Source organism: Paraburkholderia kururiensis JCM 10599 = LMG 19447 (assembly GCF_003986935.1).
GTDB classification, from domain to species: domain Bacteria; phylum Pseudomonadota; class Gammaproteobacteria; order Burkholderiales; family Burkholderiaceae; genus Paraburkholderia; species Paraburkholderia kururiensis.
Genome location: NZ_RJZE01000029.1, coordinates 52,610 through 69,013 on the forward strand (window position 1 = coordinate 52,610; position 16,404 = coordinate 69,013).

General features: G+C 65.0%; 12 protein-coding genes. 10 read left to right on the plus strand and 2 right to left on the minus strand.

What is annotated here, in order from left to right:
* The 7 genes from PKKP23_RS28460 to ugpQ all read left to right on the plus strand — a co-directional run bounded on the left by PKKP23_RS28460 (position 1) and on the right by ugpQ (position 7,274).
* Entirely contained in the window at positions 1-699 is a 699-nt protein-coding gene (locus PKKP23_RS28460; RefSeq protein WP_161978156.1) for a PilN domain-containing protein, read from the plus strand.
* Positions 696-1,616, plus strand: coding sequence for a hypothetical protein (locus PKKP23_RS28465; protein WP_126879334.1), 921 nt, complete (start codon positions 696-698; stop codon positions 1,614-1,616). Before PKKP23_RS28460 ends, PKKP23_RS28465 begins: the two co-directional genes overlap by 4 nt.
* Positions 1,613-3,322, plus strand: coding sequence for a type IV pilus secretin PilQ (locus PKKP23_RS28470; RefSeq protein WP_240659167.1), 1,710 nt, complete (start codon positions 1,613-1,615; stop codon positions 3,320-3,322). Before PKKP23_RS28465 ends, PKKP23_RS28470 begins: the two co-directional genes overlap by 4 nt.
* A gap of 160 nt (positions 3,323-3,482) precedes the next feature.
* Complete coding sequence (aroK, locus tag PKKP23_RS28475; protein ID WP_026121925.1) at positions 3,483-4,034, plus strand: shikimate kinase AroK; 552 nt, start codon at positions 3,483-3,485, stop codon at positions 4,032-4,034.
* A gap of 25 nt (positions 4,035-4,059) precedes the next feature.
* Positions 4,060-5,142 carry a 3-dehydroquinate synthase gene (gene aroB, locus PKKP23_RS28480; protein ID WP_126879335.1) on the plus strand — a complete coding sequence of 361 codons (1,083 nt, stop codon included), beginning with the start codon at positions 4,060-4,062 and terminating at the stop codon, positions 5,140-5,142.
* Between the two features lie 65 nt (positions 5,143-5,207).
* Positions 5,208-6,416 (plus strand): deoxyguanosinetriphosphate triphosphohydrolase, encoded by a 1,209-nt coding sequence (locus tag PKKP23_RS28485; RefSeq protein ID WP_126879336.1) that lies wholly within the window; start codon positions 5,208-5,210, stop codon positions 6,414-6,416.
* Positions 6,417-6,512: 96 nt separating this feature from the next.
* Positions 6,513-7,274: a glycerophosphodiester phosphodiesterase gene (gene ugpQ / locus PKKP23_RS28490; RefSeq protein ID WP_240659168.1), complete on the plus strand. Its 762-nt coding sequence runs from the start codon at positions 6,513-6,515 to the stop codon at positions 7,272-7,274.
* 60 nt (positions 7,275-7,334) lie between these two features.
* Here ugpQ and PKKP23_RS28495 read toward each other — a convergent pair whose 3' ends face one another.
* Positions 7,335-7,712 carry an ElaB/YgaM/YqjD family protein gene (locus PKKP23_RS28495; protein WP_126879337.1) on the minus strand — a complete coding sequence of 126 codons (378 nt, stop codon included), beginning with the start codon at positions 7,710-7,712 and terminating at the stop codon, positions 7,335-7,337.
* Positions 7,713-8,057: 345 nt separating this feature from the next.
* Positions 8,058-8,780 carry an OmpW/AlkL family protein gene (locus PKKP23_RS28500; RefSeq protein ID WP_126879338.1) on the minus strand — a complete coding sequence of 241 codons (723 nt, stop codon included), beginning with the start codon at positions 8,778-8,780 and terminating at the stop codon, positions 8,058-8,060.
* Between the two features lie 187 nt (positions 8,781-8,967).
* On the opposite strand from PKKP23_RS28500, the gene PKKP23_RS28505 reads away from it, so the two are divergent.
* The 3 genes from PKKP23_RS28505 to PKKP23_RS28515 all read left to right on the plus strand — a co-directional run bounded on the left by PKKP23_RS28505 (position 8,968) and on the right by PKKP23_RS28515 (position 16,266).
* Positions 8,968-9,675, plus strand: a complete 708-nt coding sequence (locus PKKP23_RS28505; RefSeq protein WP_026121928.1) for a transposase — start codon at positions 8,968-8,970, stop codon at positions 9,673-9,675.
* Positions 9,676-9,985: 310 nt separating this feature from the next.
* The gene (locus PKKP23_RS28510; protein ID WP_126879339.1) at positions 9,986-14,692 is read left to right on the plus strand and encodes a glutamate synthase-related protein; all 4,707 of its coding nucleotides are present in this window, start codon (positions 9,986-9,988) and stop codon (positions 14,690-14,692) included.
* Positions 14,693-14,799: 107 nt separating this feature from the next.
* Entirely contained in the window at positions 14,800-16,266 is a 1,467-nt protein-coding gene (locus tag PKKP23_RS28515; RefSeq protein ID WP_017777202.1) for a glutamate synthase subunit beta, read from the plus strand.
* The last annotated feature ends 138 nt before the right edge of the window (positions 16,267-16,404 follow it).

Consider the following 16,404-nt stretch of genomic DNA (forward strand, 5'->3'; position numbering starts at 1 on the left):
ATGAACGTGAATGCAATCACGCGCGCCCAACTGCGCGCCGAGCGCGGGACCGCATGGATGGGCGGCTTCAATTTGCTGCCTTGGCGGCGAGCTCAGATGCGTCGTGCGCGCCGGCGTTGTCTGCTCGGCTGGGCATGCGCGGCGGCATTGGGCGGCGCAGGGGTAATTGCGCTGGGCGGCTGGCAGGTCTTCGAGCGGATGCGTGTGGACGCGCAACGGGCCGAAATGGAACGCTCGCTTGCGGCGATGGCGGGACCGCTTGCCGAGCACGATCGTCTGGCGCGGCGTATTGCCGGGCAGCGCGAACGCGACGAACGCGCAGTCGCAATGGGCGCATCGCTCGCGCATCTGTTGGACTTTCTTGCCGCATTGAGCCGCGAAGCTTCAGCGGAAGTCGCGGTGCAGCGGCTCGTGCAGCACGACGGCGAAATCGTGGTGACCGGTGAGGCGCGCGATCACGCTGCATCAGCCGAATGGCTGGAGCGGCTACGCGATCTGGAAGGCGTGCGCTCGGTATCGGTGAGCGAGTTGAAGCGCGCGGAGCCTGGGCCGACGCCTCGTGCCGGCACGCAACCGCGCGAGACCGTGCAGTTCACCGCCACGGTGCGATGGGACGATGCGCCCGGCACGCCGGGCGAGGCACAACGTTCGCAGCGACCAGTCGCTTCCCACGAGAACGAATTGCGGGGGCGGATATGAGCGGCGTCGGCACGCGGTTTCCGTACGGTCTGGGTGAAGCACGCGCAGGCCATGCGTCATGGACGGGAGCGTGGGCCCGGCTGGAGACCTGGAGCGCATGGCAGCGCTTCGGCGTGGCCGTGCTGGTTGCCGCATTGACGTTCGTAGCCGGCGCGAGAGCGTGGACGAGCGAAGACATGACCGGCATCGACGCGGCGCGCGCTGCGCTTGCCGACGCGCAATCGCGCTTTGACGACGCCCGCGACGGCGTCGCGCATCTGACCGAACTGCGGAGCCTCGCGCACGGCCTGCCCGACTTGAATGAAGGCGGCAAGCGTGGGTCGTTTGCGGCGGACGCACGCACGGTCTCGGCGCTCGCGGCGGCAGCGGGCATGGTGCTCTTCGGTCTCGAACCGGGGGCGGAGAGCGGATCGGCGACGGATGCAATGCGTTCCATCAAGCTCTCCGCGCAGGCGGATTTTTCGCAGCTGATGGATTTCCTGCAAGCACTCCAGACCTTGCCAACCCTCGTCGTGCCCATCGAATTGACGGTGAAGCGCAATGCCGACTCACTGCATATCGAGGCGCTGCTGCGTGTCTACGATGGCTTGCGTGCGCCGGAGGCGATGCGCGAGGCAACTCGCGACCGAGCCGCCGACCTGCTTTCGCTCGACCCCGACGAAACGTTCCAGCGCTATCTCGCCGACCCGTTCGCCGTGGATCGTTCCGATGCTGCCGACGACGCGGTGCGTCTCACCGGGCTGCTGCGCGATCGCAGGCGCGCACTGGCACTCGTGGAAACGTCGAATGGCGCATTGGACGTGACTGCGGGCGAAAGTCTTCTCGGCGAGCAGGTGGTCGGCGTGGGCGACACCGGCCTCACGCTTGCGAGCGACAGCGGTACGCGCGAACTCTTATTGCAGGAGGTGGCGCGATGAGGCTACGCGATCGCATTACCGTTGGCGTCTGCTGTGCGTGGCTTGCAGCAGGCGCTGCACACGCCGCGCTGCCACCTCTACCGCAATGGGCGCGAAGCGACGGGCCCGTCGCAACGTACGACGACGTCCCACCGCTACCTGCCAGCTTCGCGGATGACGTCTACGGCGCGCGAGGCAGGGAGGCTCGCACCGCGACGCGCATGCTCAAGAATCCGTTCGTTTCCGAAGGCTCCGGCAGCTTGCCCGGCAGTGCCGATACACAAGACGACGCGACCTATGCCTTCTCCGCCTCTCCGGATCCGCAACTGCCGGAAGACGGAGCGCCCTTCGACGCAGACGCAGACCGGGACAACGCACGTGCTCAACGGTCCGGCACGGCATCACGCCCTGCGGACCGCGAAAGCCTGCAAACCAGCATGCTGGAAGGACCGCCGATTCCGCTGGCCGCCGAACAGCGGCTATCGACCGGCGGCCCGACCTCCAGCGACGCCGGCCTTCCGCCGGATCGCCCCATCACGCTGGATTTCCGTCATGCCGAACTCGGCGCCGTGCTACACGCGTTCGCGAAGTTCACCGGACTCAACATCGTGGCGTCCGACCGCGTGCGCGGCGAAGTGACGTTGCGCTTCGACAATGTCCCGTGGCGGGCCGCGTTCGATACCCTGCTCGACCTTCAGGGGCTCGCCATGGAGCGCCACGGCAACATCGTCTGGGTGGTCCCGGCCGCGGACCTCGCCGCGCGCGAGCGGCGGCGCTTCGAAGCCCATGCCCGCGCCGCGGAACTCGAACCGCTCGTGAGCCGCACCTTCGAATTGCACTACGCCCGCGCCGACGAGCTTCGCCGCCTGTTCACCGGCTCAGGCGCCCAACGCGTGCTCTCGAAGCGCGGCACCGTCATGGCCGACGCCCGCACGAACCTGCTCTTCGTAACGGACCTGCAGGGGCGACTCGATCAGCTTGCCGAACTCGTCCGGCGCCTTGACCAGCCGTCGCGGCAAGTGCTGATCGAAGCGCGCATCGTGGAAGGCGAACAAGGTCTGTCGCGCAATCTCGGAGTGAAGCTCGCGATGTCGGCGAGAAACGATGCGCCGTCCACGGGACTGCATGGCGGCACGGAGGGCACGCTGCTGAATCTCGGCGCCTCGGCGCTTTCGGGCTTCGACGCCGCGAATATCGGCATGACGCTGCTCGCGGCGCGTGCAACGCGGCTGCTCGATGTGGAGTTGAGCGCGCTCGAGGCCGAGGGCCGCGGACACGTGGTGTCCAGCCCGCGCGTGGTGACCGCGGACCGGATGAAGGCCATCGTGGAGCAGGGTACGGAACTGCCTTATCAGGCCAAGGTGGGGCAGGGCGTGTCCGGCGTCCAGTTTCGTCGTGCGAGCCTGAAACTGGAGGTCGAACCGCGTATCACGCCCGACGGCCGGGTGATTCTCGACCTCGACGTGGCGAAGGACAGTGTCGGCGAGCAGACCACATCGGGCCCCGCTATCAACACGAAGCACGTGCAGACGCGTGTCGAAGTGGAGGACGGCGGCACGGTTACCATTGGGGGTATCGACGCCACCGACGAGCGCCTCGATGTGACTCGCGTGCCGCTCCTGGGCAAAATACCGGTTTTGGGCGCACTTTTTCGTCACCGCGCGCAGCGCAATCAGCGCAGCGAACTCGTTGTCTTCATTACGCCGCATGTTGTGCAGACGAATTGAGCGGCGGCGCGACGTGCATTTGCGGCCGAAACCCCATACCCGGCTGCCGCCTGCGGCACGGGCGGGACGGCCCTGCCGGCCTTGCCCGCAGGCTCGACAAGGCAGTCGCTTTGCCAGTAAGCTGCGGCACGAACCATACCGGATTGACCAGAGGAAACCGTTGCAACCGCGGGACGCACACGCCAATGTATTTTTCGTAGGGCTCATGGGGGCGGGGAAGACCACCGTGGGCCGGGCGGTGGCGCGCCGTCTGGAGCGGCCTTTCTTCGATTCGGATCATGAAATCGAGGCACGCACCGGCGCCCGCATTCCCCTGATCTTCGAACTGGAAGGCGAAGCGGGCTTCCGCGACCGCGAAGCGCAAGTGATCGCAGACCTCACCAGTCGCGAAAACATCGTGCTGGCCACCGGCGGTGGCGCCGTGTTGCGTCCCGAGAATCGCGAATTGCTCAAGAGCCGCGGCATTGTTGTCTATCTGCGCGCGAATCCGCACGACCTGTGGTTGCGTACCCGCCGCGACAAGAACCGTCCGCTGCTGCAGACCGAAGACCCGAAAGCACGTCTCGAAGCGCTGTACGAAGTGCGCGACCCGCTCTATCGCGAATGCGCCAATTTCGTCATCGAGACAGGGCGGCCTTCCGTCAACGGGCTCGTCAACATGGTGCTGATGCAGCTGGAGATGGCGGGCGTGGCCCGCAGCACTGCGTCATGAGCCCTCGTCATCCATAATGGCCAGCATGATTACAGTTAACGTCGACCTGGGCGAGCGCGCCTATCCCATCCATATCGGGGCCAATCTGCTCGGACGTACCGAGTTGTTCGCTCCGCACATCGCCGGCGCAGCCGTCACCATCGTCACCAACACGACGGTCGATCCGCTCTACGGCGAGACGTTGCGGCGCGCACTTGCCCCGCTCGGCAAGCAGGTTTCCACCGTGGTGCTGCCCGACGGCGAGGCGCACAAGAACTGGGAAACGCTGAACCAGATCTTCGACGCGCTGCTCGGCGCACGGGCCGACCGCAAGACCACGCTCATCGCGCTGGGCGGCGGCGTGACCGGCGACATGACCGGCTTCGCGGCCGCGTGCTACATGCGTGGCGTGCCGTTCATCCAGGTGCCGACCACCCTGCTTTCGCAGGTGGATTCGTCGGTGGGCGGCAAGACGGGCATCAACCATCCGCTCGGCAAGAACATGATCGGCGCGTTCTACCAGCCGCAGGCCGTGATCGCGGATATCGGGACGCTGCGCACGCTGCCGCAACGCGAACTGGCCGCCGGCGTGGCCGAGGTCATCAAGACTGGTGCCATTGCAGATGCCGCGTTCTTCGAGTGGATCGAAAGCAACGTCGAAGCGCTCAATCGTTGCGAGCCCGAAGCGCTTGCGTATGCGGTGAAGCGGTCGTGCGAAATCAAGGCGTCCGTGGTCGCCGCGGACGAGCGCGAAGGTGGCCTGCGCGCCATCCTCAATTTCGGGCATACGTTCGGCCATGCGATCGAGGCAGGTCTGGGCTACGGCGAATGGCTGCACGGCGAGGCCGTGGGTTGCGGCATGGTGATGGCGGCTGATCTCTCGGTACGTCTCGGCTATCTCGACGAGGCGTCGCGTCAGCGCATCGTTCGCGTGGTGGAGGCTGCGCATTTGCCCACGCAGGCGCCCGCGCTCGGCGAAGCGCGCTACATGCAACTGATGCAGGTCGACAAGAAGGCCGAAGCCGGCGCGATCAAATTCATCCTGTTGAAGCGTTTCGGTGAGACGCTGATCACCCGCGCGCCCGATGAGGCCGTTCACGCTACGCTCGCCGCAACGGTAGCCGCCTGATACGGGCGCGGTCTGCCGAAGGCGGGACCGCAAGGTTCGCGACGGCGCAACAACTGGAGGAGCCGGTGAACGAAAGGCGCAGCGACATCCCGGGCGAACAACACGGCCACGCAACGGCTGCTGCGGTGGCCTCTCCCACGGTTGCCGCGCTCGAAGCGCATCTTGCGCCGTACGCTGCCCGTTCATCGCAGTCTCGTGGACGTCATTTCGATGAGCCGCCCCCTTCCGCGCGCACCGAGTTTCAGCGCGACCGGGACCGCATCGTTCACTCCACCGCGTTTCGGCGCCTCGAATACAAGACGCAGGTGTTCGTCAATCACGAGGGCGACCTGTTTCGTACACGGCTCACGCACAGCCTGGAAGTCGCGCAGATTGCGCGGTCCGTGGCGCGCAATCTGCGCGTCAACGAAGACCTCGTCGAAGCCATCTCGCTCGCGCACGACCTCGGCCACACGCCGTTTGGCCACGCCGGCCAGGACGCGCTCAACGAATGCATGCGCGAGCATGGGGGCTTCGAACACAATCTGCAAAGCCTCATCGTGGTCGACGAACTCGAGGAGCACTACGGCGCATTCAATGGCCTGAACCTGTGCTTCGAAACGCGCGAAGGCATTCTCAAGCATTGCTCGCGTGAAAACGCCCGGCGCCTCGGCGCGCTCGGCGAGCGTTTCCTGCTGGGTCGCCAGCCTTCCATCGAAGCGCAAATCGCCAACGTCGCGGACGAGATCGCCTACAACAATCACGACGTCGACGATGGCCTGCGCTCCGGCCTGCTCTCCATCGACCAGCTTGCCGAGGTCGAACTCTGGCAAACGCATTACGAGGCCGCGCGCCGCGACTACCCGCAGATCGAAGGACGTCGCCTGATTCATGAAACCGTGCGCCGGATCATCAATACGCTGATCGTCGATCTGATCGACACGACGCGCCGCAATCTCGCCCAGCATGCACCCGCGTCGCTCGACGACGTGCGCGCTGCGCCGCCGCTCGTCGCGCACAGCGAGACCGTCGCGGCACAAGCCACGCAATTGAAGCGCTTCCTGTTCGTGAATCTCTACCGTCACTATCGCGTGATGCGCATGGCGAACAAGGCGCGGCGCGTGGTGGTCGGGCTCTTCGACGCGTTCATCGAGGACTCGCGGCTGTTGCCGCCTGCGTATCAGTCGAAGGATCCGGCGGTCCAGCCGCGCCTCGTCGCGCACTACATCGCGGGGATGACTGACCGCTATGCGCTCAAGGAGTATCAGCGGCTCTTCGTGATCGCCGACAACTAAGCGAGGGGCGCGGTTGCACGCCAGCTCGCCAGCGCCTCGCGCCCGTTTCGCATTCGCAGTCTTTCCAATACCGCATCCACCCATGGACGTCTGCCCATGCAAGCTCATCCGATGAAAACATGGCCGTATCCGCACGTGGCTGCCCATCGCGGCGGCGGCACGCTGGCTCCCGAGAACACGCTTGTCGCGCTGGAGACAGGGGCGCGCTTCGGACACCGAATGGTCGAGTTCGACGCGAAGCTTTCCGTCGATAACGTCGTTTTCCTGCTGCATGACGATACGGTCGATCGCACGTCGAACGGCAGCGGCGCGGCCGCGCGCATGCGCTACGACGCGCTCGCGGCGCTGGACGCCGGCGCCTGGTACGACGCAGCTTTCGTGGGTGAACGCATGCCGACGCTCGAGCAGGTGGCCGCGCGCTGCAAGGCGTTGGGGCTCGCCGCGAATGTCGAGATCAAGCCGTGTCCCACCCGCGACGAGGACACAGGTCGCCTCGTCGCGTTCGAAACGGCCCGGCTTTGGGCGGGCGCGGAACCGGCGCCGCTCCTGTCGTCCTTCTCGTTCGATGCGCTCGCCGCCGCTCGCGATGCCGCGCCCACGTTGCCGCGCGGCCTGCTCGTTGAACAGCTGCCCGCGGACTGGCGCGCGCAGACAGACGCACTCGGCTGCGTCTCCCTGCACGTGGACCACGAGCAACTCGACGCGCAACGCGTCGCGCAAATCAAGGCGGCGGGCCTCTTCGTGTTGGCCTATACGGTCAACGACCTGCAGCGCGCGAGAGAACTCGTCGTGTGGGGCGTGGACACGGTCTGTACCGACCGCATCGACCTGATCGCGCCGGACTCGCTGGGCGGCTGAACCGCGGCCGCTCCAGGTGTGGTCGCCCCTCGGCCCGCACGCCGGCGGGCATGTCCCGCCTTATCGCGACCGGGCGAGGACCGCGCCCAGGATCAGCGCCACGCCGCCCACGATCGCAATCGACTGCCACGGATTCTCGCGGACGTAGTCCTGCGCCTGCTCAAGCGCGTCGCCGGCGCGGTCGCGCACCGCGGCGCGTGTTTCGTCGAGCCGGGAGCGCGCGGCGTCCAGCCGCTTGCGCATGTCGGCGCGCAGCGTCACGGCGTCGGCCTGCGTGCCGTCGGCGAGTGTGGTTTCCAGTTCGGCGAGCAACGCGCGCAGTTCGCCGGCCACGTCTTCGGCCGCGTGGCGCGTGTGCCGCGCGATACGGCGCGCGTGGCGGCCGGTGGTGTTCCAGGATTCTCCGATGGCGTCCCGAGTGTTGGGAAATGCAGTCATGATCGCTCCGTCGATGAAGAATGAAGGGGGTGTCCCGCGCGCCTTGCGTGGAATATTCGCGGGAAGCCCAGTATCACGCAACTTGGGTGCCCGCGATACCGCTGCAGCGCAACACGCCGCGTCGCGCCTGCCATCAGGGCGTTGCGGGGCGGGTGGAGACGATTGCGGGCACTGTCGGAATTACAACCCGTTACGGGGTCAGCACATTTGATCAGGCAGGCATAGAATCGAAAAACGCCGCCACGGAACCGGCGAGGTTCCGTGGCGGCGTTCAGGTGAAAAGCGAAGAATGTGCGAAGGTCCGGGCGGGCCGCTGAATTGCGTCCCTTCGTCGGTGCCGATACTTTAGAACGCGTAGCCCACCTTGACGTAAGTAACGATCGGGTTCAGCTTGATCTTCGTTTCGGACGTCGCGTTGAGCGTACCCACCGGTGTCGAGCGAGCCGTGTTGAGGGTAGCCTTTACGCTGACCGGAATGTACGAGATGGAGAGGCCGGCGAACCAGTGTTTGGTGAACGCGTAGTTGAAGCCGAGATTAAATACCGGCGACCAGGAACGATCCGTCGACACGCTGGTCGGACCGTTCAGTACGCCCTGCTCGAACTGGCCGTTGGTGATCTTGGCGTCGGTGAACCAGACGCGCGTCACGCCAAGACCCACATATGGCCGGAACTTCGCCTGGGCGTCGTTGAAGTTGTATTTGAAGAGAAGGGCGGGGCTCCACAGTTTTGCCGAACCGAGCTTGCCGAACTGTTCGAAGGTGCCTTTGCCGTTCAGGTCGAATTTGGGCGGAATGCCGAGCTCTAACTCCGTCGAGATGTGGTCGGTGATGTAGTAACCGAAGCTCAAACCGATCGTGTCGGAATCGTCAATGCCGGCACCGGTGTTCGGAATCGTGATGTTGACGGGTGACCCGCCGACGTTGGTGACTTTGAGTGGATCGCTGCTGTCTTGGGGCATGAAATGAAACCACCCCGTCGTAACGTAAAACGTATTGGCCGTCTGCGCGTGCGCTGCGGTCATGCAGGCGAGCGCCGCCATCCCCGTCAAGGCCTGTTTTAATTTCATTTGTGCTCCTCCATAAAAGGCGTGCTCATTATGACCAGAACGTTTCAAACAGACCATATGGCACGGTTAGAGCTTTCTCCCTAAGCGCTGCGGGGTTTCCGCGCGAGCCGCGCCACGCCGAAGGCCGCGCGGCGGCCGTTGCGCGGACCCGCGGGTATTTACTAACGCCACTATTGGAAAATCCAGCATGGCACGGCTTGCACGTCTTTATGTCCCAGACCAGCCTCAGCACGTGATCCTGCGCGGACTCGACCAGCAGCCCGCTTTCGTCGACGACCAGGACTACGAGCTGTTCATCGATTGCCTGAAGGCGGCGGCGCGCGATCATCATCTCGCCGTGCACGCCTGGGCGCTCATGCCGGGTGCGGTGCAACTGCTTGTGACACCGTCCGACGAAGCGAGCCTGCCCAAAGCGATGCAGGCCGTGGGCCGCCGCTACGTGGCTCACTTCAATCGCCGCTACTCGCGGCGTGGCACGTTGTGGGAGGGCCGCTATCGCGCAACGGTGATCGAGGGCGAGCGGTACTTCCTGCTCGCGAGCCGCGTGGTGGAACTCTCGCCGGTGCGTAACAAGCTCGTGGCAGCGCCCGAGGATTACCGCTGGTCGAGCTATCGCCATCACATCGGGCTGACGGTCGACAGCCTCATCACCGACCATCCGCTCTACTGGTCGCTTGGCAATACGCCGTTCGAACGGCAGCGGGCCTACCGCGAACTGTGCGAGCAGCCGCTCGACGAACGCGAAGCAAATCAACTGCTTCAGGCCACGCTGAAGGGTTGGGTGCTGGGCGGCGAGTCGTATCGCGAATGGGCGTCGCGTACGGCGAACCGGCGCGTGTCGCCGCTACCGCGCGGGCGTCCGCGCAAGGTTCGGGAGACGCCGCAGACGCAATAGCGGCGGGCCGGCGCGCATCCGGAAGACGGCATCGGAGGATGCCGTTTCTTTTGCCCTGTTTTGATATGGAACCAATTAAAACGACGGAAAATGCACCAATACGATAATTGGTTCCATATCATCACATTTTGTTTGCTATTTCATTGATTCGTCGCGTATATTCCGAATTCCGGCGATTCCTGGGCGCACGACGCGGGAAATCCGCTCCCCAGCGCGGCCCTCACTCGGGCGTCAGCGTTCAGCGGGAACAAGAACATGGTTTCAACGGCTGGTACGTCTGCGTACCGGCCCTCTTTCAGACGGTGTCCCCATGAACGACCACCACGAGCACCCGGGTGCCCTGCGCCCCGCCGCCCAGGGTCTGTACGACCCGCAGAACGAGCACGACGCGTGCGGCGTCGGTTTTGTTGCGCACATCAAGGGCAAGAAAAGCCACGAGATCATTCAGCAAGGTCTGAAGATTCTCGAGAACCTCGATCACCGGGGCGCCGTGGGCGCGGACCCGCTGATGGGCGACGGCGCCGGCATCCTGATCCAGATTCCGGATGGCTTCTATCGCGAAGAGATGGCGAAGCAGGGCGTGACGCTGCCGCCCGCCGGCGAGTATGGCGTCGGCATGATCTTCCTGCCGAAGGAGCACGCTTCGCGTCTCGCCTGCGAACAGGAACTGGAGCGCACGGTGAAGGCCGAAGGCCAGGTGGTGCTGGGCTGGCGCGACGTGCCGGTCGACCACGCCATGCCCATCTCGCCGAACGTCAAGGCGACCGAGCCGGTGATCCGCCAGATCTTCATCGGCCGCGGCAAGGACATCATGGTCACCGACGCGCTCGAGCGGAAGCTGTACATCATCCGCAAGACCGCGAGCCACCGCATCCAGGCGCTCAAGCTCAAGCACGGCAAGGAATATTTCGTGCCGTCGTGCTCGGCGCGCACGGTGGTCTACAAGGGGCTGCTGCTCGCGGGCCAGGTGGGCGTGTACTACCGCGACCTGCAGGACGAGCGTGTCGTGTCGGCGCTCGCACTGGTGCACCAGCGCTTCTCGACCAACACGTTCCCCGCCTGGGAACTCGCCCACCCGTACCGCATGATTGCCCACAACGGCGAAATCAACACGGTGAAGGGCAACGTCAACTGGCTCAACGCCCGCACGGGCGCCATTGCCAGCCACGTGCTGGGCGACGACCTGCCGAAGCTCTGGCCGCTGATCTATCCCGGTCAGTCGGATACGGCGTCGTTCGACAACTGCCTCGAGCTGCTCGTGATGGCGGGCTACCCGCTCGTGCACGCGGTCATGATGATGATTCCGGAGGCGTGGGAACAGCACACGCTCATGGACGACAACCGCCGCGCGTTCTACGAGTACCACGCCGCCATGATGGAGCCGTGGGACGGCCCCGCCGCCATCGCGTTCACGGATGGCCGCCAGATCGGCGCGACGCTCGACCGTAACGGCCTGCGTCCGGCCCGCTACATCATCACGGACGACGACCTCGTCATCATGGCGTCCGAATCGGGCGTGCTGCCCATTCCCGAATCGAAGATCGTCAAGAAGTGGCGCCTGCAGCCGGGCAAGATGTTCCTGATCGACATGGAACACGGCCGCATCATCGACGACAAGGAACTCAAGGACAACCTCGCCAACGCCAAGCCGTACAAGAGCTGGATCGACGCCGTGCGCATCAAGCTCGACGAGATCGAGCCGAAGGCCGAGGAAGTCGCCACGGAACGCCGCGAAGCCGCCGCGCTGCTGGACCGCCAGCAGGCGTTCGGCTACACGCAGGAAGACCTCAAGTTCCTGATGGCGCCCATGGCCCAGGCCGGCGAGGAAGCCATCGGCTCGATGGGCAACGACTCGCCGCTCGCGGTGATGTCGAACAAGAACAAGACGCTCTACCACTACTTCAAGCAGTTGTTCGCCCAGGTGACGAACCCGCCGATCGACCCGATCCGCGAAAACCTGGTGATGTCGCTCGTCTCGTTCATCGGCCCGAAGCCGAACCTGCTCGACACGAACAACATCAACCCGCCGATGCGTCTCGAAGTCTCGCAGCCCGTACTCGACTTCAAGGACATCGCGAAGATCCGCGCCATCGATCAGTACACGGGCGGCAAGTTCAGCTCGTACGAACTGAACATCTGCTATCCGGTTTCGTGGGGCAAAGAAGGCATCGAGGCGCGGCTCGCGTCGCTGTGCGCCGAAGCCGTGGACGCGGTGCGCTCGGGCTACAACATCCTGATCGTCTCCGACCGCAAGACGGACCGCGACAACGTCGCCATTCCGGCGCTGCTCGCCACGTCGGCCATCCACACGCACCTCGTGCAGCAAGGTCTGCGCACGAGCACGGGCCTCGTGGTCGAAACGGGCTCTGCGCGTGAGGTGCACCACTTCGCGCTGCTCGCGGGCTACGGCGCGGAAGCCGTGCATCCGTACCTCGCGATGGAAACGCTCGCGCAGCTCGCTTCGGGCTTCAAGGGCGACCTGTCGCCGGAAAAGGCGGTCTACAACTTCACGAAGGCGATCGGCAAGGGCCTGCAGAAGGTCATGTCGAAGATGGGCATCTCGACGTACATGTCGTACACGGGTGCGCAGATTTTCGAAGCCGTGGGCCTCGCTGAAGAACTCGTGCAGAAGTACTTCAAGGGCACGGCGTCGAAGGTGAACGGCATCGGCCTCTTCGAAGTGGCCGAAGAAGCCATTCGCCTGCATCGCGACGCCTTCGGTGAAAACCAGGTGCTCGCCACCATGCTCGACGCGGGCGGCGAGTACGCGTATCGCGTGCGCGGCGAAGACCACATGTGGACGCCGGACGCCATCGCGAAGCTCCAGCATTCCACGCGCAGCAACTCCTACCAGACGTACAAGGAGTACGCGAACCTGATCAACGATCAGACCCGCCGTCACATGACGTTCCGCGGCCTGTTCGAGTTCAAGGTGCATCCGGCGCGCGCCATTTCGCTCGACGAAGTGGAGTCCGCTAAGGAAATCGTGAAGCGCTTTGCGACGGGCGCGATGTCGCTCGGTTCGATCAGCACCGAAGCGCACGCCACGCTCGCCGTCGCGATGAACCGCATTGGCGGCAAATCGAACACGGGCGAGGGCGGCGAGGACGAAAACCGCTATCGCAACGAACTGCGCGGCATTCCGATCAAGAACGGCGACACGCTGGCTTCGGTGATCGGCAAGGAAATCGTGCGCGACATTGCGCTCAAGGACGGCGACTCGCTGCGCTCGAAGATCAAGCAGGTGGCCTCGGGCCGCTTCGGCGTGACGGCCGAGTACCTCGTCTCGGCGGACCAGATCCAGATCAAGATGGCGCAGGGCGCAAAGCCCGGCGAAGGCGGTCAGTTGCCGGGCCACAAGGTCTCCGAGTACATCGGCAAGCTGCGTTACTCGGTGCCGGGCGTCGGTCTCATTTCGCCGCCGCCGCACCACGACATCTACTCAATCGAAGACCTGGCGCAACTGATTCACGACCTCAAGAACGTGAATCCGTCGGCCAGCATTTCGGTCAAGCTGGTGTCGGAAAGCGGTGTCGGCACGGTGGCCGCGGGCGTCGCCAAGGCGAAGTCCGATCACGTCGTGATCGCGGGCCATGACGGCGGCACGGGCGCATCGCCGCTCTCGTCGATCAAGCACGCCGGCACGCCGTGGGAACTGGGCCTTGCCGAAACGCAACAGACGCTCGTGCTCAACCGTCTGCGCGGCCGCATCCGCGTGCAGGCCGACGGCCAGATGAAGACGGGCCGCGACGTGGTGATCGGCGCGCTGCTGGGTGCCGACGAGTTCGGCTTTGCCACGGCGCCGCTCGTCGTGGAAGGCTGCATCATGATGCGCAAGTGCCACCTGAACACCTGCCCGGTGGGCGTGGCGACGCAGGACCCGGTGCTGCGCGCGAAGTTCCAGGGCCAGCCGGAACACGTGGTGAACTACTTCTTCTTCGTGGCCGAGGAAGTGCGCGAAATCATGGCGCAACTCGGCATCCGCAAGTTCGACGACCTGATCGGCCGCGCGGATCTGCTCGACATGAAGAAGGGCATCGAGCACTGGAAGGCGAAGGGTCTCGACTTCACGAACGTGTTCTATCAGCCAGTCGTGCCGGAAGACGTGGCACGTCGCCATCTGGAGTCGCAGGATCACGGCCTCGACCGCGCGCTCGACCACACGTTGATCGAGAAGGCAAAGGCCGCTGTCGAGCGCGGCGAGCACGTCTCGTTCATCCAGCCGGTGCGTAACGTGAACCGGACGGTGGGCGCCATGCTCTCGGGCGTGGTGGCGAAGAAGTACGGACACGACGGCCTGCCCGACGACGCCATTCACATCCAGTTGAAGGGCACGGCGGGCCAGAGCTTCGGCGCGTTCCTCGCGAAGGGCGTCACGCTCGACCTCGTCGGCGACGGCAACGACTACGTCGGCAAGGGGCTTTCCGGCGGACGCATCATCATCCGTCCGACCAACGACTTCCGCGGCAAGTCGGAAGAAAACATCATCTGCGGCAACACGGTGATGTACGGCGCACTGGAAGGCGAAGCGTTCTTCCGCGGCGTGGCCGGCGAGCGCTTCTGCGTGCGTAACTCCGGCGCCACGGCGGTGGTGGAAGGCACGGGCGACCACGGCTGCGAGTACATGACGGGCGGCACGGTGGTCGTGCTCGGCGAGACGGGCCGTAACTTCGCGGCCGGCATGTCGGGCGGCGTGGCCTACGTCTACGACCCCGAAGGCACCTTCGGCCCGAAGTGCAACAAGTCGATGGTCGCGCTCGAACCGGTGCTGCAGCAAGCCGAGCAGGAGCACACCGTGGACCGTGCGCTGTGGCACGCGGGCCAGACGGACGAGGCGCTGCTCAAGGGGCTGATCGAGCGTCACTTCCAGTTCACCGGCTCGCCGCGTGCGAAGGCGCTGCTGGAAAACTGGGACGCGGCGCGGCGCCAGTTCGTGAAGGTATTCCCGACCGAATACCGGCGCGCGCTGGGCGAGATCGGCGCGAAGAAGGCGAGCAAGGAAGTTCTGGCCGCATAACTTCGCAGCGTTAGCCCGACACGATCGACGAGGCGTGTGCCTCGTACGCGAGAGCGTGCGCGGCACACGCCGATCCCCCACCGAATACATGGATAGACGAGAGCCACATGGGTAAGGCAACCGGTTTTCTCGAATTCGAACGCCGTCACGAGGCGTACGAAGCACCGCTCACGCGGGTGAAGCACTACAAGGAATTTGTCGCGGCCCTCACCGACGAGGACGCGAAGGTCCAGGGTGCGCGCTGCATGGACTGCGGCATTCCGTTCTGCAACAACGGCTGCCCGGTCAACAACATCATTCCGGACTTCAACGACCTGGTGTTCCGCCAGGACTGGAAGAGCGCGATCGAAGTGCTCCATTCCACGAACAATTTCCCGGAGTTCACGGGCCGCATCTGCCCGGCGCCGTGCGAAGCGGCGTGCACGCTCGGAATCAATAACGACCCGGTCGGCATCAAGTCGATCGAGCACGCGATCATCGACAAAGCATGGGCCGAAGGCTGGGTGGCGCCGCAGCCGCCGAAGCACAAGACCGGCAAGAAGGTGGCCGTGGTGGGCTCCGGCCCCGCGGGTCTCGCCGCTGCACAGCAACTGGCGCGCGCGGGCCACGACGTGACCGTGTTCGAGAAGAACGACCGCGTTGGCGGCCTGCTGCGTTACGGCATTCCCGACTTCAAGCTGGAGAAGTGGCTGATCGACCGCCGCATGCGCCAGATGGAAGCCGAAGGCGTGACGTTCCGCACCAACGTGTTCATCGGCAAAGACGCGCTGCCGGCCCACATCGGCAACACGGCGAAAGAAACGCTTTCGCCCGAGGACCTCAAGGAGCAGTTCGACGCCGTCGTGCTGGCCGGCGGTTCCGAAACGCCGCGCGACCTGCCGGTGCCGGGCCGCGAACTCGCGGGCATTCACTTCGCGATGGAATTCCTGCCGCAGCAAAACAAGGTCAATGCCGGCGACAAGGTGGCCGACCAGCTGCTCGCGAAGGGCAAGCACGTCGTGGTGATCGGTGGCGGCGATACGGGCTCGGACTGCGTCGGTACCTCGAACCGTCACGGGGCCAAGAGCGTCGCGCAGTTCGAACTGCTGCCGCAGCCGCCCGAGGAAGAGAACAAGCCGCTCGTGTGGCCGTACTGGCCGGTCAAGCTGCGCACGTCGTCGTCGCACGAAGAGGGCTGCGAGCGCGACTGGTCGGTGGCCACGAAGCGCTTCGAAGGCAAGAACGGCAAGGTGGAGAAGCTGATCGCCGCGCGCGTGGAGTGGAAGGACGGCAAGATGCAGGAAGTGCCGGGTTCCGAGTTCGAGATGAAGGCCGACCTCGTGCTGCTCGCGATGGGCTTCACGCAGCCGGTGTCGCCGGTGCTCGAAGCGTTCGGCGTGGACAAGGACCCGCGCGGCAACGTGCGCGCGGCGACCGAAGGCGACAAGTCGTACTACACGTCGGTGGACAAGGTGTTCACCGCTGGCGACATGCGGCGCGGACAATCGCTCGTCGTGTGGGCGATTCGCGAAGGCCGGCAGTGTGCGCGCTCGGTGGACGCCTACCTGATGGGCAGCTCCAGCCTGCCGCGATAAGCCTCTGAGCCAAGGGCGCCCGCTTCGCGCAGGCGCCCTGCGAACAGACTGCGAGAGGAGATTCGCAGGACCAGGTGGAGACGACGATGCAGTAACGAAAAGCCGGGCGCCCCGAAAGGGCGACCCGGTTTTTTTTCG

Bases quoted from the DNA above. Each gene is read 5' to 3' on its own strand.
- PKKP23_RS28460 (WP_161978156.1), top strand. From the start codon at position 1: ATGAACGTGAATGCAATCACGCGCGCCCAACTGCGCGCCGAGCGCGGG.
- PKKP23_RS28465 (WP_126879334.1), top strand. From the start codon at position 696: ATGAGCGGCGTCGGCACGCGGTTTCCGTACGGTCTGGGTGAAGCACGC.
- PKKP23_RS28470 (WP_240659167.1), top strand. From the start codon at position 1,613: ATGAGGCTACGCGATCGCATTACCGTTGGCGTCTGCTGTGCGTGGCTT.
- aroB (WP_126879335.1), top strand. From the start codon at position 4,060: ATGATTACAGTTAACGTCGACCTGGGCGAGCGCGCCTATCCCATCCAT.
- ugpQ (WP_240659168.1), top strand. From the start codon at position 6,513: ATGCAAGCTCATCCGATGAAAACATGGCCGTATCCGCACGTGGCTGCC.
- PKKP23_RS28495 (WP_126879337.1), bottom strand. From the start codon at position 7,712: ATGACTGCATTTCCCAACACTCGGGACGCCATCGGAGAATCCTGGAAC.
- PKKP23_RS28500 (WP_126879338.1), bottom strand. From the start codon at position 8,780: ATGAAATTAAAACAGGCCTTGACGGGGATGGCGGCGCTCGCCTGCATG.
- PKKP23_RS28505 (WP_026121928.1), top strand. From the start codon at position 8,968: ATGGCACGGCTTGCACGTCTTTATGTCCCAGACCAGCCTCAGCACGTG.
- PKKP23_RS28510 (WP_126879339.1), top strand. From the start codon at position 9,986: ATGAACGACCACCACGAGCACCCGGGTGCCCTGCGCCCCGCCGCCCAG.
- PKKP23_RS28515 (WP_017777202.1), top strand. From the start codon at position 14,800: ATGGGTAAGGCAACCGGTTTTCTCGAATTCGAACGCCGTCACGAGGCG.